Annotated in this window: 19 protein-coding genes; 10 read left to right on the top strand and 9 right to left on the bottom strand. The window is 69.6% G+C overall.

The window, feature by feature from the left end:
- Positions 1 to 47 precede the first annotated feature (47 nt).
- A complete protein-coding gene (locus ASC65_RS06405) occupies positions 48 to 2,429 on the bottom strand; it encodes a TonB-dependent receptor (RefSeq protein ID WP_056450744.1) in 2,382 nt (793 codons plus the stop codon).
- 213 nt (positions 2,430 to 2,642) lie between these two features.
- Entirely contained in the window at positions 2,643 to 3,689 is a 1,047-nt protein-coding gene (locus ASC65_RS06400; protein ID WP_056450741.1) for an AraC family transcriptional regulator, read from the bottom strand.
- Between the two features lie 160 nt (positions 3,690 to 3,849).
- Here ASC65_RS06400 and ASC65_RS06395 point away from each other — a divergent pair, with 160 nt between their 5' ends.
- From ASC65_RS06395 to ASC65_RS06355, 9 genes are all read left to right on the top strand, one after another.
- On the top strand, positions 3,850 to 4,827 hold the full coding sequence (locus ASC65_RS06395; protein WP_056450738.1) for a quinone oxidoreductase family protein: 978 nt from the start codon (positions 3,850 to 3,852) through the stop codon (positions 4,825 to 4,827).
- A 12-nt stretch (positions 4,828 to 4,839) separates the two neighbouring features.
- Entirely contained in the window at positions 4,840 to 5,688 is an 849-nt protein-coding gene (locus ASC65_RS06390) for a TauD/TfdA dioxygenase family protein (RefSeq protein ID WP_056450736.1), read from the top strand.
- Positions 5,689 to 5,738: 50 nt separating this feature from the next.
- The gene (locus ASC65_RS06385; protein WP_056450733.1) at positions 5,739 to 6,794 is read left to right on the top strand and encodes a 3-keto-5-aminohexanoate cleavage protein; all 1,056 of its coding nucleotides are present in this window, start codon (positions 5,739 to 5,741) and stop codon (positions 6,792 to 6,794) included.
- A gap of 96 nt (positions 6,795 to 6,890) precedes the next feature.
- Positions 6,891 to 8,183, top strand: a complete 1,293-nt coding sequence (locus ASC65_RS06380; RefSeq protein ID WP_056450730.1) for an MFS transporter — start codon at positions 6,891 to 6,893, stop codon at positions 8,181 to 8,183.
- 102 nt (positions 8,184 to 8,285) lie between these two features.
- Positions 8,286 to 8,519: a hypothetical protein gene (locus ASC65_RS06375; RefSeq protein ID WP_056450729.1), complete on the top strand. Its 234-nt coding sequence runs from the start codon at positions 8,286 to 8,288 to the stop codon at positions 8,517 to 8,519.
- Between the two features lie 154 nt (positions 8,520 to 8,673).
- Positions 8,674 to 9,909 carry a patatin-like phospholipase family protein gene (locus ASC65_RS06370; RefSeq protein WP_056450728.1) on the top strand — a complete coding sequence of 412 codons (1,236 nt, stop codon included), beginning with the start codon at positions 8,674 to 8,676 and terminating at the stop codon, positions 9,907 to 9,909.
- A 136-nt stretch (positions 9,910 to 10,045) separates the two neighbouring features.
- Positions 10,046 to 12,451: a response regulator gene (locus tag ASC65_RS06365; RefSeq protein WP_162245660.1), complete on the top strand. Its 2,406-nt coding sequence runs from the start codon at positions 10,046 to 10,048 to the stop codon at positions 12,449 to 12,451.
- Entirely contained in the window at positions 12,448 to 12,837 is a 390-nt protein-coding gene (locus ASC65_RS06360; protein ID WP_056450724.1) for a response regulator, read from the top strand. The genes ASC65_RS06365 and ASC65_RS06360 overlap by 4 nt, the downstream gene beginning before the upstream one ends.
- Positions 12,834 to 13,118: an Hpt domain-containing protein gene (locus ASC65_RS06355; protein WP_056450722.1), complete on the top strand. Its 285-nt coding sequence runs from the start codon at positions 12,834 to 12,836 to the stop codon at positions 13,116 to 13,118. The genes ASC65_RS06360 and ASC65_RS06355 overlap by 4 nt, the downstream gene beginning before the upstream one ends.
- On the opposite strand, the gene ASC65_RS06350 is transcribed toward ASC65_RS06355, so the two are convergent.
- The 5 genes from ASC65_RS06350 to ASC65_RS06330 form a co-directional block, all read right to left on the bottom strand.
- Positions 13,109 to 13,522, bottom strand: a complete 414-nt coding sequence (locus tag ASC65_RS06350; protein ID WP_156459579.1) for a hypothetical protein — start codon at positions 13,520 to 13,522, stop codon at positions 13,109 to 13,111. The genes ASC65_RS06355 and ASC65_RS06350 overlap by 10 nt on opposite strands.
- Before the next feature lie 26 nt (positions 13,523 to 13,548).
- Positions 13,549 to 14,076 (bottom strand): hypothetical protein, encoded by a 528-nt coding sequence (locus ASC65_RS06345; RefSeq protein ID WP_056450716.1) that lies wholly within the window; start codon positions 14,074 to 14,076, stop codon positions 13,549 to 13,551.
- A complete protein-coding gene (locus ASC65_RS06340; RefSeq protein ID WP_056450710.1) occupies positions 14,076 to 16,796 on the bottom strand; it encodes a hypothetical protein in 2,721 nt (906 codons plus the stop codon). The genes ASC65_RS06345 and ASC65_RS06340 overlap by 1 nt, the downstream gene beginning before the upstream one ends.
- Entirely contained in the window at positions 16,793 to 17,617 is an 825-nt protein-coding gene (locus ASC65_RS06335) for a fimbria/pilus periplasmic chaperone (RefSeq protein ID WP_056450707.1), read from the bottom strand. The genes ASC65_RS06340 and ASC65_RS06335 overlap by 4 nt, the downstream gene beginning before the upstream one ends.
- Positions 17,618 to 17,720: 103 nt before the next feature.
- Positions 17,721 to 18,251: a DUF4402 domain-containing protein gene (locus ASC65_RS06330; RefSeq protein ID WP_056450706.1), complete on the bottom strand. Its 531-nt coding sequence runs from the start codon at positions 18,249 to 18,251 to the stop codon at positions 17,721 to 17,723.
- A gap of 220 nt (positions 18,252 to 18,471) precedes the next feature.
- Here ASC65_RS06330 and ASC65_RS06325 point away from each other — a divergent pair, with 220 nt between their 5' ends.
- Positions 18,472 to 19,116 (top strand): LuxR C-terminal-related transcriptional regulator, encoded by a 645-nt coding sequence (locus tag ASC65_RS06325; protein WP_056450704.1) that lies wholly within the window; start codon positions 18,472 to 18,474, stop codon positions 19,114 to 19,116.
- A gap of 5 nt (positions 19,117 to 19,121) precedes the next feature.
- On the opposite strand, the gene arsC is transcribed toward ASC65_RS06325, so the two are convergent.
- The gene (gene arsC, locus ASC65_RS06320) at positions 19,122 to 19,478 is read right to left on the bottom strand and encodes an arsenate reductase (glutaredoxin) (RefSeq protein ID WP_056450701.1); all 357 of its coding nucleotides are present in this window, start codon (positions 19,476 to 19,478) and stop codon (positions 19,122 to 19,124) included.
- Positions 19,475 to 19,876 (bottom strand): hypothetical protein, encoded by a 402-nt coding sequence (locus ASC65_RS06315; protein WP_056450697.1) that lies wholly within the window; start codon positions 19,874 to 19,876, stop codon positions 19,475 to 19,477. The genes arsC and ASC65_RS06315 overlap by 4 nt, the downstream gene beginning before the upstream one ends.
- Positions 19,877 to 19,961 lie beyond the last annotated feature (85 nt).

The raw sequence follows: 19,961 nt of genomic DNA, 5'->3' as shown, positions 1-19,961 counted from the left end.
GCTGAGATCAGCCGCGCCGCAAGGGTCAGGACACGGGATTCGTTCGGTCAGAACGTCTTGCGCACGGTGACGCCGATCTCGCGCGGCGGAGCCAGGAAGCGCTGGTAGGACGGGTCCTTGCCGAACAGGGTGGTGACGGCGTCCTGCACCACCACCGCCTCGTCAAAGATGTTGTTCCCGAACAGGGAGACATCGTAGCCGCCGCCGGCGCGCAGGCCGAGACGGACGTTGACGAGGGAATAGGCGCCCTGCACCAGACGCGGATCGAGGTTGGTGTTGGTGAAATACTCCGACGACCAGGCCCAGTCGGCGCGGGCGTAGAGCTCGCCCCACTCGATCTGGCGCTCGTAGTCCAGGCCGACCGAAGTGCTCCAGTCCGGCGCGATCGGCAGCGGTTTGCCCGACAGGTCGCAAGCGACGGGCGCAGGGGCCGGAGCCTGCGGGAACGGCGCGTGGCAGGCGCCGCCGGTGTATGTCTCATAGCGGGAGTCCAGCCAGGTGACGGCGGCGCTGAGGTTCAGGCCGTCCGCGATCACGAAGAGCCCGTTCGCCTCCACCCCGTCGACTACGACTTCCTCGGCGTTGTTGACGTTGAACTGGGCCCCGATGAAGCCGGCGTTCTGATAGTCGTCGTACTGCGCGTGGAAGGCGGCGGTGCTGATACGCGCCCGCTTCTCCATCAGGTCGACCTTCAGGCCGACCTCATAGTTGTCGACCGTCTCGGGCCGGAAGGCGCGCCCCGCCAGAGGCGCGTTGCCGAAGCCGATGTTGGCCCCGCCCGACTTCGCACCGTGCGACCAGGTCGCATAGAACATGGTGTCTTCGTTCGGGTGGTACTCGCCGGTGACGGCGCCGACGAAGTTGTCCATGTCGGGGATGGCGACCGAGCCGTTCACAGACGACGGCGTCAGCAGGACGTTGAGCGCATTGATGCCCAGCGGGTTGGCCGGCGAGATCACCGAGCGGTTGTCGACCGACGCTTCCTTGGACTCATGCTGCCAGCGCAGACCGCCGGTCAGCGCGAACTGCTCGCTGATGTTCCAGGTCGCCTGGCCGAAGACTGCGTAATACTCGGACTCGGAGTTCGAGTTCAGGAAGCCCTGGTCGCCCGGACGGCCCAGACGGGCCGCGGCCGGCGCCGGGGCGCCGAGCGGCACGAACGGCGCGGCGGCCCCCATGACGAAGGTCGGGGTCTTGCCATGGTCGCCGCGGTTGAACTCGTTGGTCAGATAGGTGGCGCCCGCCTGCCAGTCGACGGTCTCGCCGCCCGGCGAGGCCAGACGGAATTCCTGACTGAAGACCTCGCCCGACTGGGTGTCGAAATAGGTGATCAGCGGGAGCTGGGTCTGCGCCACATCCTTGGTGGTGGTGCGCGACCGGTAGTCCGACCAGCCGGTGATCGAGGTGAAGTCCAGGCCGCCGATCTCGCTGGTCAGGGTCGCCGAGATCAGGTTGTTGTAGCCCTCGGTGTGCGTCGGATCCGTGGTGCAGATGACCCGGTCGCGGCTGTCGGTGTTGGGGCAGCGCGAGATGCCGAAGGCCGGACCGAGCAGCCCCTGCAGCGTCCAGATGGTGTTGTCCGGCGGCCCCGCGGGGAAACTCGACGTCGGCTGGACGAAGATCTCCGGATTGATCGCATCGGTGTCGTAGATCTCACTGCGGGCGGCGGCCACGCGCAGGGTCGTGGTGTCGCTGAAGTCGAACGCCAGTTCGCCGCGCACGGCGTAGCGGTGCATGTTGTTGGCGTCGCCGACGCCCGCGACCAGGTTCCGGTAAAGGTGATCCTGGTCATAGGTCACGCCGGTCAGGCGGAAGCGGACGTCGTCGCTAATCGGACCCGAGACCGAGCCGGCCAGACGGATCGCGGTGGCGTCCTTGCCGCCGTACAGTTGCGAGAGGGTGCCGGCGATGCTGGCTTCGAACTCGTCCGAAGGCGCTTCGGTCACGACGTTGATGACGCCGGCGTTGACGTTCTTGCCGTACAGGGTCGATTGCGGGCCCGAGAGCACCTCGACGCGTGCGACATCGACCAGGTCGCCGACGCCCAGGCCGGAGCGAGGCATGTAGACGCCGTCGATGAACAGGCCGACTTCCGGCTCGAAGGTCGGGATGCTGGGCTCCGAGCCGATGCCGCGGATGCGGTAGGCCTGGGCGACCGGCTGGAAGCTCTCCTGGGTTTTCAGCGAAGGGACGATGGTCGACACGCTCCTCATGTCGACGATGCCGGCCTCCTGCAGGGTCTCGGACGTCAGGGCGGTGACCGAGATCGGCACCTCCTGCAGCGCCTGCTCCCGCTTCTGGGCGGTGACGATGATCTCCTCGAGCGTGCTCGGCTCTCGGGCTTCCTGGGCCTGCGCCGTGCCGGCGACGCCGGCGAGCAGGGCCGGCGCTGACACGGCTGCAAGCAGCCACTTGTGACGTACCTTCATGGTTTCTCCCCCGGAACCCGTTGATCGGGTTCGCTTGCGGCGACCAGACGAGGGCCGCTCGACTAACGGGAGCCTGTCACCGCTCCAGCGGGGGGACTTTTCATTTCACGACATCGACTTGGCATATCGCGACCGGATATCGCCGCTCAGCTAACGAATTCTGACGAGTCGCGGACTTCGTGATCCGCAGGCCATAGGCCCGTGACAGCGCCTTCAGCCGGCGCGCGGCATGTTGCGGCGCACACTTCCGGCCCGGCCGCCGTGCTCGACGCGCCATTGGGCCGGCGGCGATCCGAACTGGGCGGCGAACCAGCGCGTGAAGGAGCTGGGCATCGAATAGCCCAGCAGTTCGGCGATCCGGCCCAGGGAGTGGTTCTCGTTCTCCATATAGCGGAGCGCGAGGTCGCGGCGCACCTCGTTGAGCAGCTCCGAAAAGGTCGCGCCGCCTTCGTCCAGTTGCCGCTGCAGCGTCCGCACGTTCAGCCCCATGCCCTGGGCGACCTGCTCTATCGTGGCGCGCCCCATCGGCAGGAACAGGTAGATGGCCCGCCGGACGTCGCGCACAGCCGACATCTCATTGGCGACCGGAAGCGACTCCAGAAAGCGTTCGGCGTAGCGCGCCATGACCGGGTCGGCGGTGGGGTTCTTCTGCTGCAGGTCGGCGGCGGAACAGACGAAGCCGTTGAAGTCGCCGTTGAACTCCATCTTGGCGACCGTGCCGAACATGCGTCGGTGCACCTGCAGATCCGGCGGGGCCGCGTGACTGAAGTTGACGCTGTACGGCCGCCAGTGGGAGCCGAGCAGGGCGTTGCACATGCGGAACAGAACGCCCAGCGCCAGCTCCGTGGCCTGCCGGGCCGGCGCGGGCGAGTCGGTCACCACCTCGGTGCGGACGATAACCGTATCGCCGGCCTCCTCGAGATGGATGGCCACCGCCTCATTGAGCAGGTGGCGATACTCTATAGTGGTGCGCAGCGCGTCGCCGAGGGTCGACTGGTGCGTCAGCAACAGGCTCATGGCGCCGAAATCCGACAGCTGCCGCGTCTCGGCCATGCGCAGGCCGAAGGTCAGGCAGCCGGACTCCAGAGCGGACTCCTCCAGCAGCTCGACCACCGCGGCCGACGACACCCGCAGATCCGGATCCGCCAGCGTCGCCTCGGCCAACCCGACCCGGCGCAGCAGCGCCCGGGGATTGAGGCCGACCTGGCACGCCACATTGGGGTAGCTGGTCAGGACCGCGGCGCGGATGAGGGTCGTCATGGCCGGTACGGGCGCTGCTGTGAGCGTAGCTGGAAAAGAGCCTGGCGAAGCTACTCCCGGTGTCGCGAAATGAAAAGCCGCTGTCGTCGGATGACGAGCGCGCCCCCGGAACCGCCCATAGGCTTCTGGCTGACAAAAGCCCGCCGGAAGCCCCAGTTCTATGCATAAAGCCGTACGTTTTCATGAGATCGGGGGCCCCGAAGTCCTCCGCTACGAGGACGCCGTCGTCGGCGAGCCGGGCCCAGGCGAGGTGCGCGTCGACCATGTCGCCGTCGGCCTGAATTTCGCCGACACCTATTTCCGGACCGGCTATTATCCGGTGAAGCCTACCTGCGGCATCGGCGTCGAGGGCGCCGGCGTCATCGCCGCCGTCGGCGAGGGCGTCGAAGGCTTCCAGCCCGGCGACCGGGTCACCTACACCGGCAGCCCGCTGGGCGCCTACAGCACCGCCCGGGTCATGCCCGTCGGCTCGCTGATCAAGCTCCCCGAGACCATCGCCTTCGAGACCGCCGCCGCCATGACCATGCGCGGCCTGACCTCGGCCTATCTGCTGCGCCGCATCTGCCCGACCCTGAAGTCGGGCGACACCGTCCTGCTGCACGCCGCCGCCGGCGGCGTCGGCCTGATCGTGACGCAGTGGGCCAAGCTGCTGGGCCTGAACGTCATCGGCACAGTCTCCAACGAGGCCAAGGAAGCCCTGGCCCGCGCTCACGGCTGCGACCACGTCATCCGCTACGACCGCGAGGACGTCGCCAAGCGGGTCCGCGAGATCACCGACGGGGTTGGCGTCGACGTCGTCTACGACAGCGTCGGGGCCGCCACCTACGCCAGCTCGCTGGATTCGGTGAAGCGCCGCGGCATGCTGGTCTGCGTCGGTACGGCCTCGGGACCGATCCCGCCGATCGACGCCCTGCAGCTGGCCATCAAGGGCTCGCTCTACGTCACCCGCCCAGCCCTCGCCGACTACATCGCCGACCCCGCCGAGCGCGCGGAACTGGCGGGCGAGCTGTTCGGCCACGTCGCCGCCGGCCGCATCAAGATCGAGGTCAACCAACGGTACGAGCTGGCCGATGCGGTCCAGGCCCACCGCGATCTCGAAGCCCGCAAGACGACCGGGTCGTCGATTTTCGTGATCTGAGGAACCGCGCCGATGCTCGTCCACCCCCTGACCACGAATATCGGCGCCGAACTGACGGGCGTCAGCCTGGCCGACGCGGCCCGCGACCCCGCCCTGTTCGAAACGATCAAGACGCTGCTGCTCAAGCACAAGGTGCTGTTCCTGCGCGACCAGGACATCACCGCGGCCGAGCACGTCGCCTTCGCTCGGCGCTTCGGCGAGCTCGAGGATCATCCGGTCGTCGGCAGCGACCCGGAGAACCCGGGCCTGGTGCGGATCTACAAGGACCTCGACAGCCCGCCGGAGCACTACGAGAACGCCTGGCACTGCGACGCCACCTGGCGCGACGTCCCGCCGATGGGCGCCGTGCTGCGCTGCCTGGAGACCCCGGCCGTCGGCGGCGACACCATCTGGACCAATATGGCCCAGGCCTATGCGGACCTGCCGGCGCACATCAAGGCGCAGATCCAGGACCTGCGGGCCCGCCACAGCATCGAGGCTTCGTTCGGCGCGGCCATGCCGATGGAGAAGCGGCACGCGCTGAAGGCGGCCTACCCGGACGCTGAGCACCCCGTGGTGCGCACCCATCCCGAGACCGGCGAGAAGGTGCTGTTCGTCAGCGGCTTCGCCACTCACTTCGTCAACTTCCACCGGCCCGAGAACGTCCGTTACGGACAGGACTTCGCGCCCGGTTCGGCCGACCTGCTCAGCTATCTCATCGGCCGCGCCGCCATCCCCGAATACCAGGTGCGCTGGCGCTGGACGAAGAACAGCGTGGCCATCTGGGACAACCGCTGCACCCAGCACTACGCGGTCCAGGACTACTGGCCGGCCGTCCGGAAAATGGAACGCGCCGCCATCATCGGCTGCAAACCCTACTGACCACGACACGGCCCGGGACACACGGGCCGGACAATACTGGAGGACTCCCCATGCGCTTTCTCGACGACTCCCTGCTCCCCGAAAACCAGGAGCCGCTGGTCATCCAGGTGGCCCCGTACGCGCCGTCGTTCTTCCCGCGGGATTCCGACGACATCCCGGTGACCATGGACGAACAGGTCCAGAAGGCCGTCGACTGCTGGAACGCGGGCGCCACCGTGCTGCACGTCCACGTCCGCGAGATGGACGGCAAAGGCTCCAAGCGCCTCTCGATGTTCAACGAACTGCTGGCCCGCCTGCGCGTCGCCGTGCCGGACATGATCCTGCAGGTCGGCGGCTCGATCTCCTTCGCCCCCGAGGGCGAAGGCGCTGACGCCAAATGGCTGGGCGACGAGGCTCGCCACATGCTGGCCGACCTGACCCCCAAGCCGGACCAGGTCACCATCGCCATCAACGTCAACCAGATGAACGTGATGGAGCTGCTCACCGACGACGACGTCGGCGGCACCTCCATGGGCGAGCCGGCCTATCGCGAAGCCTATCGCGAGATGACCATCCCGTCTGGCCCGGCCTTCGTCGAGGAGCACCTCAAGCGCCTGCAGGCGGCCGGCATCCAGCCGCACTTCATGCTCGGCGATGTCGGTCAGCTGGAGACGGTCGAGCGCCTGATCCGCCGCGGCGTCTACACGGGCCCGCTGGTGCTCAACTGGGTCGCCATCGGCGGCGGCCTCGACGGCCCCAACCCGCGCAACATGATGGAGTTCATCAACCGGTGCCCCGAGGGCTCGGTGCTGACCATCGAGGGCCTGATGCGCAGCATCTATCCGCTGAACGCCATGGCCATCGCCATGGGCCTGCACGCCCGCGTCGGCATTGAGGACAACCTCTGGGGCCGCAAGGGCGAGCGCATGACCTCGGTGCAGCAGATCGAGAAGATCGTCCGCATCTCCCGCGAACTCTATCGCGACGTCGCGACGGCGGAGGACGCCAAGCGCATCTACAAGCTCGGCGAGACCTACAAGGACGCCGACGAAACCCTCGCCAAGATCGGCTGGCCGCCTAACCGCCAGCCGGGCGAGCGCGGTCTGCCGTTCCGTATGGCTGGCTGACGCTCCTTCGCCGGGATCACGAGGGGGGGCCCGGTCCCGGCGAAGTCGCCCCCGAATACGCCTGTGCAATCGACCGTCAGGAGCGGACACTGAACCATGGCGACGCAAACCGTCACTGCTGAGGCGCAATCCCCCATCGCAAGGGTGTCGCTGCGCTACGCCTGGGTGGTCTTCGCCCTGACCTTCGGCCTGCTGATCTCCGACTACATGTCGCGGCAGGTGCTCAACGCGGTCTTCCCGCTGCTCAAGGCGGAGTGGGCGCTGACCGACACCCAGCTCGGCTCGCTCAGCGGCATCGTGGCGCTGATGGTCGGCCTGCTCACCTTCCCGCTGTCCCTGCTGGCCGAATGGATCGGCCGCGTTCGCAGCATCGTCGCCATGGCGGTGCTGTGGAGCCTGGCTACCCTGGGCTGCGCCCTGGCCCAATCGTTCGACCAGATGCTGCTGGCGCGCTTCTTCGTCGGCCTCGGCGAGGCGGCCTACGGCAGCGTCGGCATCGCGGTGGTGATCAGCGTCTTCCCGGTGCACATGCGCGCCACCCTGACCGGCGCCTTCATGGCCGGCGGCATGGCGGGCTCGGTGCTGGGCATGGCCGTCGGCGGAATCTTCGCCGCCCAGTTCGGCTGGCGCGCCGCCTTCGCCGTCATGGCGGCGTTCGGCCTGGTCCTGGCCATCATCTACCCGTTCGTCGTCCGTCAGTCGCGGATCGGCGGCGGCAAGCCGGCGGCGGGTTCCGAGCCGCGGCCGAGCTATCTCAAGAGCCTGGGCAGCCTCGTCGCCACTCGCTCGGTGGTCAGCGCCTATGTCGGCAGCGGCCTGCAGCTGTTCATCAGCGGCGCCATGATCGTCTGGATGCCCAGCTACCTGAACCGCTACCACGCCATGGCGCCCGACAAGGCCGCCGTCACGGCCGCCGGCCTGGTGCTGGTCAGCGGAACCGGCATGGTCCTGTGGGGCATGATCAGCGACCGCCTGAGCCGCCACTTCAAACCGCGCAAGGCGACACTGGCCATCACCCTGTGCCTGCTGTGCTGCGGACTGCTGTCCGTCGCCTTCCGCATGCCGTCCGGATCGGCCCAGCTGCTGGTCATCGCCGCCGGTCTGTTCGTCGCCGCCGGAACCACCGGCCCTTCAGGGGCCATGGTCGCCAACCTGACTCATCCCGCCGTCCACGGCGCCGCCTTCGCCGCCCTGACCCTGGCCAACAATCTGCTGGGCCTCGCCCCCGGCCCGCTGGTCACCGGAGCCCTGGCCGATCGGATGGGACTGGACGCCGCCTTCCAGCTCATCCCGCTGATCAGCCTCCCGGCCGCCCTGGCCTTCTGGGTCGTCCGCGCCCACTACGGCCGTGATCTGGCGGCCAGCGAGGCGGGCCGGCAGGCGCCGTAAGCGGGCGGTTCCGGGTTTCACCCCATTTCCGCGACCCGGTCTGCGAGGCTAATCCGGGCGTTCGGAGGACGCCGCGATCCGGCGTCGGGTGGAGGCGGAACAATGAGCGTTCACGACCAACTGCTGGCCCTGGCCGGGCGACGCGCACAAGAGATCCTCGCCCTCCCACCCGACCAGCGGGAAGCCCAGTACGTCGCCATGCGCGCCGAGCATCGGGTCAAGGCGAACGCCCTCGGAATGCCCGGCGACGCCGTCGAGGAGCTGGTGGAAGAGATGGAAGACACCGTCCGCAACCTCGTGGCTCGCACCGAAGAGAGCGGTCCCGACGCCGCGTGAACGCGCGCGGCCTGCCCGTCGCCGCCGCCTGAAAGTGGACTCCGGCCCGATCGTGACAGGACTGCCGGGCGTCGCCTTAAGGGTTCCACCTGATGGGCAGCCCCACGGCGCGGCTGCAAGTTGCGCGCGATCGGTCGAGTTGCGCGAGGGTCCCATGCCGTTCCGGAATCTGCCCGCCCGCCTCCTCGTCGCGCTCGCCGTGGGGCTGCAGCTGGCGGTCGCCGCCTGCGCGACGCCCCAGCGCGTACCCGCCGTGCCCAGCGCCCTGACCGCCCGGGCCGACCCCGGGATCGTCGACGCCCGCTTCTTCCCCGATCGCGACCCCGCGCCCTTCGTGGCGATGGCCCAGGCCTCCTATCAGCGCGAGCTCGATTGGCGCCGCCGAATGGGCCAGACCGGCCCCCTGCCCCCGTCCGACTTCCTGACCATCTCGGGCGGCGGCGGCGATGGAGCCTTCGGCGCCGGCCTGCTGACGGGGTGGACCGAGTCGGGCCGGCGCCCGGAGTTCAAGCTGGTCACCGGCATCTCGACCGGGGCCCTGATCGCGCCGTTCGCCTTCCTGGGCTCGCCATACGACCCGATCCTGCACGAGACCTACACCCAGGTCTCCGACCAGGACATCTTCCGTCAGCGCAACTTCACCGCCGCCCTGTGGAACGACGCCATGGCCGACACGGCGCCGATGGCCGAAATGCTCGACCGCTATGTCACTCGCGAATTGCTCGACGCCGTCGCCGCCGAATACGCCAAGGGCCGGCTGCTGATCATCGGCACCACCAACCTGGACTCGCGCGAGCCGGTCTACTGGAACATGGGCGCCATCGCCTCCAGCCAGGACCCGCGCGCCCTGACCCTGTTCCGCAAGGTGGTGCTCGCCTCGGCCGCCATTCCCGGCGCGTTCCCGCCGGTGATGATCGACGTCACCGTCGACGGCGTCAGCTATCAGGAGATGCACGTCGACGGCGGCGCGACGCGGCAGGTCTTCATGTACCCGCCGACGCTCCATCTCCGGGATCTCGCCAGCGAGGCCAACGCCGACCGGGTGCGGCGCCTCTACATCATCCGCAACGCCCGCCTCGACCCCGACTGGGCCAGCGTCGACCGCCGCACCCTCAGCATCGCCAACCGCGCGGTCTCCTCGCTGATCCAGACCCAAGGGATCGGCGACCTCAGCCAGATCTACCTCACGGCCAAGCGCGACGGGATCGACTACAACCTCGCCTACATCCCCGCAGACTTCACCACCCCCAAGACCGCCGAGTTCGACCCTGTCTACATGACCGCCCTGTTCGAGCTCGGTCGCAGCCGCGCCCGCGCCGGTTATCCGTGGGACAATTTCCCACCCGGCTTCTCGCCCCCCACGAGCGGGAGCGGCGCCGCGGCGCGATGAACCCTCCGCCTCCGCTGGCGTTCGCCCTTCCATGAACCGGGATGGACCGCCGACTGACGATCCACGCGCCGAGCGACCGAGTCCGGCCCGCGTCCGGCGCACCGGCGCCTATTGGGTCGTCGGCCTTGCCGCAGTGATGACCGCCCTGCTCGTCGCCTTCATCAGCACCGCCCTGATGCGCGAGCTCGCCCGGGAACGGCAGCTCGAGGCGCTACAGGAGCAGTCGCACTACGAACAGACCCAGATCATGCGGGTCTTCTCCCTGATCCAGGACGCCGAGATCGGTCAGCGCGGCTATCTGCTCAGCCGCGACCCGGCCTACCTCGAGGCCTATCACCTCGCCCTGCGCCAGCTCGATCCGCAACTCGGTCGCCTCACCGTCCTGCTCGCGCGCGACGCCACCCAGACGCGCGATCTGGCCCAGTTGCGCGACACCCTCGACCGCAAGAAGGCGAACCTCGCTTGGGGGATCCGCAACGTCGGCGCGCCGAACCCGATACCGCCGGGGGGCAAGGCGGCCATGGACGACATCCGCCGCCTGGTCGATCAGATGATCGCCTACGAAGCCCAGAGTTTCGCCGCCTCCCGCGACTCCGAGGTGGCCCGCTCGCGCGACGGCGATCGCTTCATCCGCGCCCTGATGCTGGTCTTCTCGGCCGTCCTGCTGGCCTCTGCCTTCGTCATCTGGCGCTCGATCCAGATGCGCAACCGCCTGGTCGAGACCTCGACGGCGGAAGCCCGCCGCCACAACGCCCTGTTTGACGGCAGCCAGGACGCCCTGATGGTTTTGACCCAGTCGGGGTTGATCGACCGCGTCAATCCGGCCGCCGAGACCATGTTCGGCTGGACCGCGGCCCAGATGACCGGGCGCGACATCGGCGTCCTCATCGATCCCGACGGGCCCGGCGATCCGGCGGTGCTCGAACGCTTTCGCGATCGGCGCGGCCAGCTCGACGCCCGCTTGGCCGGCCAGATCACCGGCAAGCGGCGCGACGGCACCACCTTCCCGGCCGACATCTCGGCCAGCCCCGTCGCCCTGGTCGACGGCCAGTGCATCATGGCCGCCGTGCGCGACGTCTCCGAGCGCCGCCGGGTCGAGGAGATGAAGACCCAGTTCGTCTCCACCGTCAGCCACGAACTCCGCACGCCCCTGACCTCCATCGCCGGCTCTCTGGGCCTGCTGGCCGGCGGCGCCGCGGGCGTCCTGCCCGAGAAGGCCGCCCGCCTGATCGGCATCGCCCAGGCCAACAGCCAGCGGCTCGTGCGGCTGATCAACGACATCCTCGACATCGAGAAGATCGAGTCCGGCCAGATACTGCTGGAGATGGAGCCGCTCGACCTGCGCGACGTCGCCGCCCAGTCGATCGAGAGCGTTCGCGGCATGGCCGACGGCTTGGGCGCCCGACTGACCCTGCTCGACGGCATACCGGCGCCGGTGCGCGGCGACTCCGACCGGCTGATACAGGTGGTCGTCAACCTGCTGTCGAACGCGGTCAAATTCTCGCCCGAGAACGGCGAGGTCACGGTCGTCGTCGAGCCCGCCAACCGCATCGCCCGCCTCAGCGTGCGCGACCGCGGGCCCGGCGTCCCCGAGGAGTTCCGCGCCCGTATCTTCTCCAAATTCGCCCAGGCCGACGGCTCGGACACCCGGGCCAGGGGCGGCACCGGTCTGGGCCTGGCGATCGCGCGCGAGATCGCCGAGCGCCACGGCGGCCGCCTCTGGTTCGAGTCCGATGTCGGCGACGGCGCCACCTTCCACCTCGACCTGCCGCTCGAGACCGAGCACGACGGCCAGACCGCCGACGGCCCTCGCCTTCTGATCGTCGAGGACGACCACGACGCCGCCGAAGTGCTGCGCACCATGCTGGACGAGGATGGCTTCCGCGCCGACGTCGCCGCGACCGCGCGCCAGGGCCTGTCCGCCGCCCGCACCGGCGACTACGCCGCCGTCCTCGTCGACCTGCAACTGCCGGACGCCGACGGAATCGGCCTGATCCGCGCCCTGCGCGCGCAGCCCGCGACCCGGGACCTGCCCGTCGTCGTCGTCTCCGGCGACGTCGCGCGCGGCCGCGCCCGCGGCTACTCCCTCGAGGTGCTCGACTGGCTCGAGAAGCCGTTCGAACAAGAGCGTCTGCGCAGCGCCGTCGCCGCCATCCTGGCCCGCCTCGACCAGCGCCGCCCACGCCTCCTGCTGGTCGAGGACGACCTCGACATTCAGCGCCTGACCGCATCGGCCCTCAGCGACACGGCGGAGATCATTCCCGTCGGCTCGCTCGCCGCCGCCCGCGCCGAGTTGAAGCAGCGCCGCCCCGACCTGGTCATCCTCGACCTCGGCCTGCCCGACGGATCGGGGATCGAACTGCTCGCCGACCTGCACGGCGCCGACGGCTCGCCGGTGCCGGTGGTCATCTACTCGGCCCGCGACACCGACATCGCCCTCTACGACGGGGTGGAGGCCGTTCTGGTCAAGTCCAAGACCTCGCTGGCCACCCTCGCCCGCACCGTCCGGCGGCTCACCCGCAAGGAAAGGACCTCCGCATGACCGGCCCCCTCTCGCTGCTGCACGTCGATGACGAGGATGACATCCGCGAGGTGGTCTCCATGGCGCTGGAGCTGGACTCCGCCGTCACGCTCAGCAGCGCCCATTCGGGCGAGGCGGCGCTCGACCTGCTGCGCGGCGGCCTGCGTCCCGACGTCATCCTGCTCGACGTCATGATGCCCCGCCTCGACGGCCCCGGGACCCTCGACCAGTTGCGACGGCTGGACGGATTGGAGACGACGCCGGTGATCTTCATGACCGCGCGCACCCAGGGCGAAGAGGTCGCCCACTATCTGTCGCTCGGCTCGATCGGCGTCATCACCAAGCCCTTCGATCCCCTGACGCTCGCCGGTCAGGTGCGCGACCTGCTCCGGGGAAGCCGCCAGTGAAGCCGGATCCGCTGGCGCCGCTCAGGACGAAGTTCCGTGAACGGACGATCGACGACGCGCAGCGTCTGCGGGACGCCGCGGCCGCCGGTGATCGCGGCCGTCCGGACGCCGAGCGGATCGTGCATGGCCTGGCCGGCTCGGCCGGAATGTTCGGATTCGAAGATCTGGGCGACGCGGCCGGCGCGCTTGATCGCCGTTTCGCCGAGCGCAATCCGCCGTCGCGGGAGGAAATCCTCGCCCTCGCCGCCCGCATCGAGCGGGCCTTAGGGCGTCACTCGTAGACGATGCTCAGCGGAATACTGGGGCGACCCTGCACCTCGGTCAGCACCCCGGTGTAGCCCGTGATGTGCAGCCGGTCGCGGCCTTGCGCGTCCAACCGGCCGACCCCGGAGTCGGAGACGTCGCCGGCGTTGTCGCTGATGATGCGCACGGCCTGCTGGCCGCTGGCCGAGGCGTTGGGGATGCGCACGCGATAGACCCGGTTCGGATCGCCGCCGACCATGACCACGGTCGGAGCGTCGGCCAGAACGGCCGGCCCCTCGACAGCCGGCGCGTCGGCGGTGGTCAGGGCCTTCAGCCGCACCGGCGCGGTCGGAGCCACGGTCAAAGGCGACTCGACGGTCAGGGTCGCGGAGCCGCGGGCGGATTGGGCCAGCACGCTGGACGGGGCCGCGAGCACCGCCACGACGGCGAAAAGGGAAAGGAACCGGGTCACTGCAGTTCAGCCACTACCAGATAATCGAACTCGTGGTCACCCGCCGCGGCGTTGGCGGCCAGGCGCACGTCCATGCCCAGGTCGAAGCTGGTCGTCCTCGAGCCCAGGGCCTTGATGTCGAACTGGAGGATCGCCGCCTCCCCCGGGGTGGAGCCGCTTTCGAACCGCCCGCCGTTGGTCAGGGCGCTGACCCGCAGCCGGGTGACGGTGGCGGACCCCGAGTTGATCGGCAGGATGGTGACGCGGATGTCCCGAGTCCGGCAGTTGTTGGAATTGTTTGTGCACCCGAGCGTGATCGTCGGCGCCCGCACCGAGCCGGTGGACATGCGGATGGCGTTGCCCGAGGTGCGCGTCACCGCCCCGGTGGTCGACACGCTGAAGGTCGTCGCCGCCGTGCCGCGGATGGTGTCCCCCAGCACCGGCGCCAGGGACGGCGACCGCGTCACCGACAGCTGCGCAGCGGCGACGCCCGGGAGGGCCGCAGCGCCGATCAGCAGAGCCAGGGCGGCGAACCAATTTCTCATCACTGGGCCTCTCGGGTTTCGATAGTCACCAGGACGGCGTCTCCGCGGACGAAGCCGCCCGCGGCGGGCACGACCAGACGAACGGGCTGGGCCAGGGTCATGCCCAGCGCCCGGGCCTGCTCGGCCTGCAGCCGAACGGTGTAGGCGCCCGGCCGGACGCCCTCCAGGAACAGCACGCCGGCGTGGTCGCTGCGGCCGGTCAGGACCTCGCCGCCGCGTTCGGGAACCAGCTCCACATTGACCGCCGCCAGGGCGCGCGGCTCGCCGTCTGAGCGCTGCAGTCGCACCGGCAGTTCCACCTCGGCCGCGCGCTGCATCGGATAGTCGATCACCGCCGTCCGACCGGGTCGCGGTTCGACCTCGATCACCGCGGGCCCGCCGACCAGGAACGGATCCTCGATGCCCTCGGCGTTCAGCCGAACGCGGGCGAAGGCGCCGTCGCCCAGGCCGGTGGCGAAGGCGTGGCCGTCTGCGTCGGTGGTCAGGGCGGTGGTCGGGGCGTCCACCACGATCTTGGCCACGCCGGCCTCGTCCGCCTGGCGCACGCCGTCCCCGTTCTCGTCCGCCCAGGCGTTGACCGCCACCGAGCCGCCGGAAGCCACGCCGGGCCGCACCATCCGATAGCGCCGCGCCGAGGGATCGAAGCCGAAGCCGAAGCCCAGTTGGACCCCCAGCCGCCAGTCGCCGCCCTCGACCTCGTAACTGGCGTTCAGGGCCAGATCGAAGCGGTCCGCCCGCCACAGGTGCGAGCCCTGCAGACTGGTCTGCTGCTCAGGCCCGAGGGTGCGCACCACGCCGAGGCGCAGGGCCTGGGTCTCGGTCAACTGCCAGTCGGCGGTGGCGTAGGCGCTGTCGACGCGCGGGTCCGGCGAAATCTGATAGGCCAGGCCGCCGCGCAGCTGCAGCCGCGTGGACACCAGGGTGGTGAAGTCGGTCGAACCGGCCCACCGGTTGAGCCCGCTTCCGTCGGCGCGGGTCTCGTCCTCCCAGACGATGCTGCTCGAGGCGTAGAATGGGCCGAGCGGCGCCGAGGCGCGCAGTTCGCCGTCGATCAGCCGGCTGTCGTCCATCCGCTCCAGCCGACGCAGGTTCAGCGACACCGGCACGGTCAGCCCGCCCTTCAGTTCAAACTGGCCGTCCGCCCGGAAGTCAGTCGCCCGACGCAGAGGGGCCAGGTCTGTGACACCGAGCTGCCGCGTCTCGTCGACGAAGCCGCCGCGATATTCGGAGTGTCGTCCCACCAACGAGACACCCAACGGCCGGGCCGCAAGTCCCAGGCTGACCCCCTGGCCGCCATCGTTGTCGAAGGCGACATCCGCCTGGGTCGCTACGGGACCGAGCGAGCCTCGCAGCCCGAACGTCCCCAGGCTGCGCGCGTCTTGTCCCAGTGGCGTGTAGAAGGCCGCCCCGGCGCTGACGGTCAGCCCAGGGGTGAGGCCATAGTCCAGCGCCGCCACCAAACGACCGGCGTCGTCCTGACCGAACGGGACGTCGCCCACGTCGAACACGGTGCGACCCTGTTGGACCGCGCCGAGACGAAGCACGACCTTGCCGGCCTCGATCTGGCCGCTGCCGAAATTGATCCGCCGCACCACTTCGCGGGTCTCGCCGTGCGCCCCGTAGAAGACCAGACGGATGGTGTTCAGCCCGTAGGCGAGCGGCACGTCGAGAAACTGGTAACGCCCCTGCACCGCCGTCACCTGCGAGCCGCGCAGCACCTCGTTGACGTAGAGCTCGACCTCCTCGCCGACCGGAAGCTCGCCGCGCAGGTCCAGCGGCGTCCCGATATCCAGGCTCTCCAGCGGGGCCGAGGTGTAGAAGACGCCGCGCCCGGCGAAGCTCGCCGCGCCGATCGCCAGCGAGGGGGTGAAGACGTCGCCGATCCCGGCCCGGGTGCCGCCCAGCGGCCCGAGCGCACGACCGTCGGCGTCCTTGCGCGACAGCATCACTCGCACATCGTTGACCCGCCCGTCGTCGTCCGAGCCGACATAGGCCTCCATGCCCGAATAGAGCAGGTCGCCGGCGGCGCGGATGTCGTAGCGACCCGCCTGGTCGACGCCGTTGCGCGCCAGCAGACCGCCGATGTTGATGTCGAAGGACGGGGCGGTGAACAGCGCATAGGGCGTGTCCAGGCGCACCGCCGTCTCGCCCGCCGGCCCGGCGCCCAGCTGGACCTGGCGCTGCTCGCGCTCGAGCCGTTGCTGAAACGGCAGGGGCTCGGTCGGGGTCAGCTCCAGCACCTGGGCGCTGGCGTCCGCCGACAGGCGGACCGGCAGCAACTGCTCGACGATATCGGTGCGCAGGTACAGGTCGTCGCCGTAGATGGCGGCTTGATCGGGGCCGATGGCGATGGCCCGGCCGGCGATGGTCGCCCGGCCCGCGGCCAGGTCGATGGTCACTTCGCGGTCGGGCGACAGGACCCAGCCCTCGGCCCGGCGCTGCGACGGGAAGACGCCGATGGCCAGATCGAGCACCCGGGAGAACTCGCCCACCGGCACGAACACCCCGGCGCGCGACGAATAGACGTTCACCGACTCGGCCAGCTGGTAACCGCCCGAGCGGACTTCCATCCACAACAGGTCGTCGGCGCTGAAGGGGACGGGGTCGGCGGCGATGACGAGGTTGCGCACCACCGCCTGCTCCTGGGCGGCCGAAGGCGCGGCCGCGGAGAGCGCGCAGCCGAGGGCGGCCATCAGGGCGACGACCGGCCGGGATTTCACGGAGCGACGAGTTGCGCCGTCGCCAGCACCTCGCCCGGGCGCGCGTCATCGTCCCGGTAGGTGACCGTGACGACCTGGCCGCGTTGCAGCGGCTGAGGCAGGGCCGCGACGACGCGGCGACGTTCGATCTCAGGATAGACGGCCACGCCCCGCACGGCGGTCAGCACCGGGCCGGCCGGGTCATCGCCGACGCGCACCTCAATATCTCCGTACACGGAGTTTGCGCCGAGGCGCTCGATGTCGAGCGCCAGCGCCTGGCCGCCCTCGAGGGATTCGATGGCCAGGTTGGCGAGCCCGGCGCGGGCGTCCGGGGTTCCGTCGCGGACGATGACCGGGATGCTGACGCTGAACAGGGCGACCACCTGCAGGGCGACCTCGCCCTGACCGGCGGCGGCGGCCTGTTCGGCGGTGAAGCCGCTCGTCTCGGGCGGCAGGGCGGTGACGGTCAGGTGGGTGCGATACTCGCGACCGTCGGCGCCGGCGGGCCGGGCGCGGACGCGGATGGCCTGGCTCTGTCGCGGGCCCAGGGTGACCCGGCGCGGCGTGTGCTGGACCAGGTCGGAGGCGGTGGCGACGGCGATGTCGGGGCGATCCGCCGCCGGCAGGATCTGGCCGTCCGGCAGCATGACCCGGTCGACCAGTTCGACCGTATAGGTCGCTTCATCGTCGCCCTGGTTGAAGACATAGACAGTGGCGCTGCGCTCGCCGGGGCCGAACACCACTCGCTTGGGCGAGATGTTCAGGTCGGCGCCCACCTGGGCCTGCACGGGTCCCGCCACGAGGCCGAAGGCGAGGAGCAGAAGTCCGAAGCGCTTAAGCATGGCGGGCCTCACCGTAACAGGAATGCGTACTAGGAACTGAACAGCGAAAAGCCGCCCGTCTGGCCGTCGGCGACGACTGGACGGGCGGCCCTCGAATACGGGCTTAGTTGTAGGCCGCCGAGACCGTGAAGGTTCCCGTGTAGACGCCGGTCGGGGCGTTCGAGGCGACCGGCACCGTGCCGCCGACCTTGAAGCTCAGCGAACCGGCGGCGCCGCCGGCGTTGCTCAGGGTCTGGGCCGCGGCCGAGCCGCTCAGGTTGTTGTTGGTGGTCACGGTCAGGGTGTCCGAACCGTTGGCCATGGTGAAGGTCGCCGGGACGGTGACCGAGACCGACTGGCCGCCTTCGCCGTCGACGGTGAACTGGGCCGCCTGCGGGGTGTCGCCGGAGCTCAGGCCGACCACGCCGCCGGTGACGCTGCGGACGCCCGCGGCGCTCACCGCCACGGTGCCCGAACCGGTCGTCGGACGCACCACGGTGCCCAGCTTCAGGTCGGCGTTCTTGGTGACCGTCAGCGGACGGATCACGGTGATCGAGCCCTGGCCGGTGGTCGAAACCGAGGACTGGGCCAGCGCCGGAGCCGCGAAGGCGACGACGGCGAGGGCGGCGGCGGCGGCGAACAGACGGTTGGTCATTCGAAATCTCCGGGGGTATTGGGCTGCGTTGAGGCCCAAAACCCCGTCTGGCCGGGTGAAGTCCACCGCTCGACCCGCTGCAAAGCGGCAAATCGAACTAAAGTTATACGGTCGGAGCGATATTTGGCTCCGGTTGAGTGTGGGAACCCGATCCACCCGTCAGACCTTGCTTGACCATGGAGCCGGCGTTCGCGCCCGTTCCGTCGAACGGGAGCGTGGCGTGCGTTGGAAAGTTCTGATCGTCGATGACCACCCGTTGGTGGCCGAGATGCTGGAGACCGCCATTCGCGACGCCTACGCCCACCTGGACGTCGGCCGCGTCGCCTCCGCTTCGGAGGCCGAGACCTATGCCCTGCGTCACGGGGCCGAGATCAAGGTGGTGCTTCTCGACCTGATGCTGCCCGACGCCGAAGGCTTCAGCGCCCTGTTGCGCCTGCAGCAGATATTGCCCGCCGCGGCCATCGCCATCCTCTCGGCCCGGACCGACGCCCATTCGATCTCCATGGCCCGGGCCTTCGGGGTGCGCGGCTATCTCAGCAAGGCGATGGCGGTCGAGACCCTGGTCAACGCCGTCGGCGCGCTGATGCGCGGCGAGACCCTGTTCCCGGAGCAGGCGGACCCCATCGACCGCCACGCGGCCGAGGTCCATCGCCGGGTGATCAGCCTGTCCCCCGCCCAGCTGCGCGTGCTGCGCGCTGTCGCCGACGGCAAGCTAAACAAGCAGATCGCGGCCGAAATGGACCTCACCGAGGGCACGGTGAAGCAGCACGTTTCAGCCATCTTCAAGAAGCTGGGCGTCAACAACCGCAGCCAGGCGATCCTCGCCGCCGGTCCCCTCCTCGGCAAGGAGGGGCTGGCCCACTAGAGGGCTCAGAGGATGTGCAGCACCCGCTCCTTCGGGCGGGCCAGCACCGCGCCCTTGGGCGTCTTCACCAGCGGCCGCTCGACCAGGGCCGGATGCTCGATCATCGCCTCCAGAATGGCCGCCTCGGCCACCCCGTCCTTGAGCAGGCCCAACTCGTTGGCCAGGTCGCCGCGCGTGCGCAGGGCCTCGTGCGGCTTGAGCCCGGCCTCGTCCAGCAGGGCCTTCAGACCTTCGGGGGTCCAGCCGGCCTTCAAATACTCGACCACGGTCGGCTCATGGCCCGCGTCGCGGATCATCTCCAGCACATTGCGCGAGGTGCCGCAGGCGGGATTGTGGAAGATGGTGACGGGAAAATCGCTCATTGAGCGATTATACGCCTCGCCGTCAGGACCGCCAGCCAGCCGGCCAGCGCCGGCGCCGCCACTGCGGCGACGTTCATCCACGTCGGGTGCACGATCATCAGCACCGTCGTCACCGCGGCCGCCGCCACCACGCCGGCGATGATCCAGGGCGTCCAGGTGCGCTTCGACACCATGGCCGCCACCAGGCCAGCGATATAGGCCGCCAGGCCCCAAGCGCCGACGACCCACAGCTTGGCCGCCAGGGGAATCCGCTCCATCACCGCCGCCAGCTGCGCCGGGTCGGTAAGGTCGATGCCCGCGGGCGGCGGATACAGCGCGTGCCCGAGCGTCTCGAACACCCCGACCAGCACGCCCGCCAGAACGACGCCCGCCACGATCCCGAGGATAAGTCTCAGCATGGTTCGCTCTCCCGCGTTTCGAGGAGCCTGACACGCACCCGGGAGGGGGCCAAGCGGGTTCAGTTCGCGAGAAACGCCGGAAGTT

The organism is Brevundimonas sp. Root1279, assembly GCF_001425945.1.
Taxonomy (GTDB): Bacteria; Pseudomonadota; Alphaproteobacteria; order Caulobacterales; family Caulobacteraceae; genus Brevundimonas.
Note: the sequence above shows the minus strand (reverse complement) of the source record. Positions and strands in the feature narration are given on the sequence as shown.

Bases quoted from the DNA above. Each gene is read 5' to 3' on its own strand.
- ASC65_RS06405 (WP_056450744.1), bottom strand. From the start codon at position 2,429: ATGAAGGTACGTCACAAGTGGCTGCTTGCAGCCGTGTCAGCGCCGGCC.
- ASC65_RS06400 (WP_056450741.1), bottom strand. From the start codon at position 3,689: ATGACGACCCTCATCCGCGCCGCGGTCCTGACCAGCTACCCCAATGTG.
- ASC65_RS06395 (WP_056450738.1), top strand. From the start codon at position 3,850: ATGCATAAAGCCGTACGTTTTCATGAGATCGGGGGCCCCGAAGTCCTC.
- ASC65_RS06390 (WP_056450736.1), top strand. From the start codon at position 4,840: ATGCTCGTCCACCCCCTGACCACGAATATCGGCGCCGAACTGACGGGC.
- ASC65_RS06385 (WP_056450733.1), top strand. From the start codon at position 5,739: ATGCGCTTTCTCGACGACTCCCTGCTCCCCGAAAACCAGGAGCCGCTG.
- ASC65_RS06380 (WP_056450730.1), top strand. From the start codon at position 6,891: ATGGCGACGCAAACCGTCACTGCTGAGGCGCAATCCCCCATCGCAAGG.
- ASC65_RS06375 (WP_056450729.1), top strand. From the start codon at position 8,286: ATGAGCGTTCACGACCAACTGCTGGCCCTGGCCGGGCGACGCGCACAA.
- ASC65_RS06370 (WP_056450728.1), top strand. From the start codon at position 8,674: ATGCCGTTCCGGAATCTGCCCGCCCGCCTCCTCGTCGCGCTCGCCGTG.
- ASC65_RS06365 (WP_162245660.1), top strand. From the start codon at position 10,046: ATGACCGCCCTGCTCGTCGCCTTCATCAGCACCGCCCTGATGCGCGAG.
- ASC65_RS06360 (WP_056450724.1), top strand. From the start codon at position 12,448: ATGACCGGCCCCCTCTCGCTGCTGCACGTCGATGACGAGGATGACATC.
- ASC65_RS06345 (WP_056450716.1), bottom strand. From the start codon at position 14,076: ATGAGAAATTGGTTCGCCGCCCTGGCTCTGCTGATCGGCGCTGCGGCC.
- ASC65_RS06335 (WP_056450707.1), bottom strand. From the start codon at position 17,617: ATGCTTAAGCGCTTCGGACTTCTGCTCCTCGCCTTCGGCCTCGTGGCG.
- ASC65_RS06330 (WP_056450706.1), bottom strand. From the start codon at position 18,251: ATGACCAACCGTCTGTTCGCCGCCGCCGCCGCCCTCGCCGTCGTCGCC.
- arsC (WP_056450701.1), bottom strand. From the start codon at position 19,478: ATGAGCGATTTTCCCGTCACCATCTTCCACAATCCCGCCTGCGGCACC.
- ASC65_RS06315 (WP_056450697.1), bottom strand. From the start codon at position 19,876: ATGCTGAGACTTATCCTCGGGATCGTGGCGGGCGTCGTTCTGGCGGGC.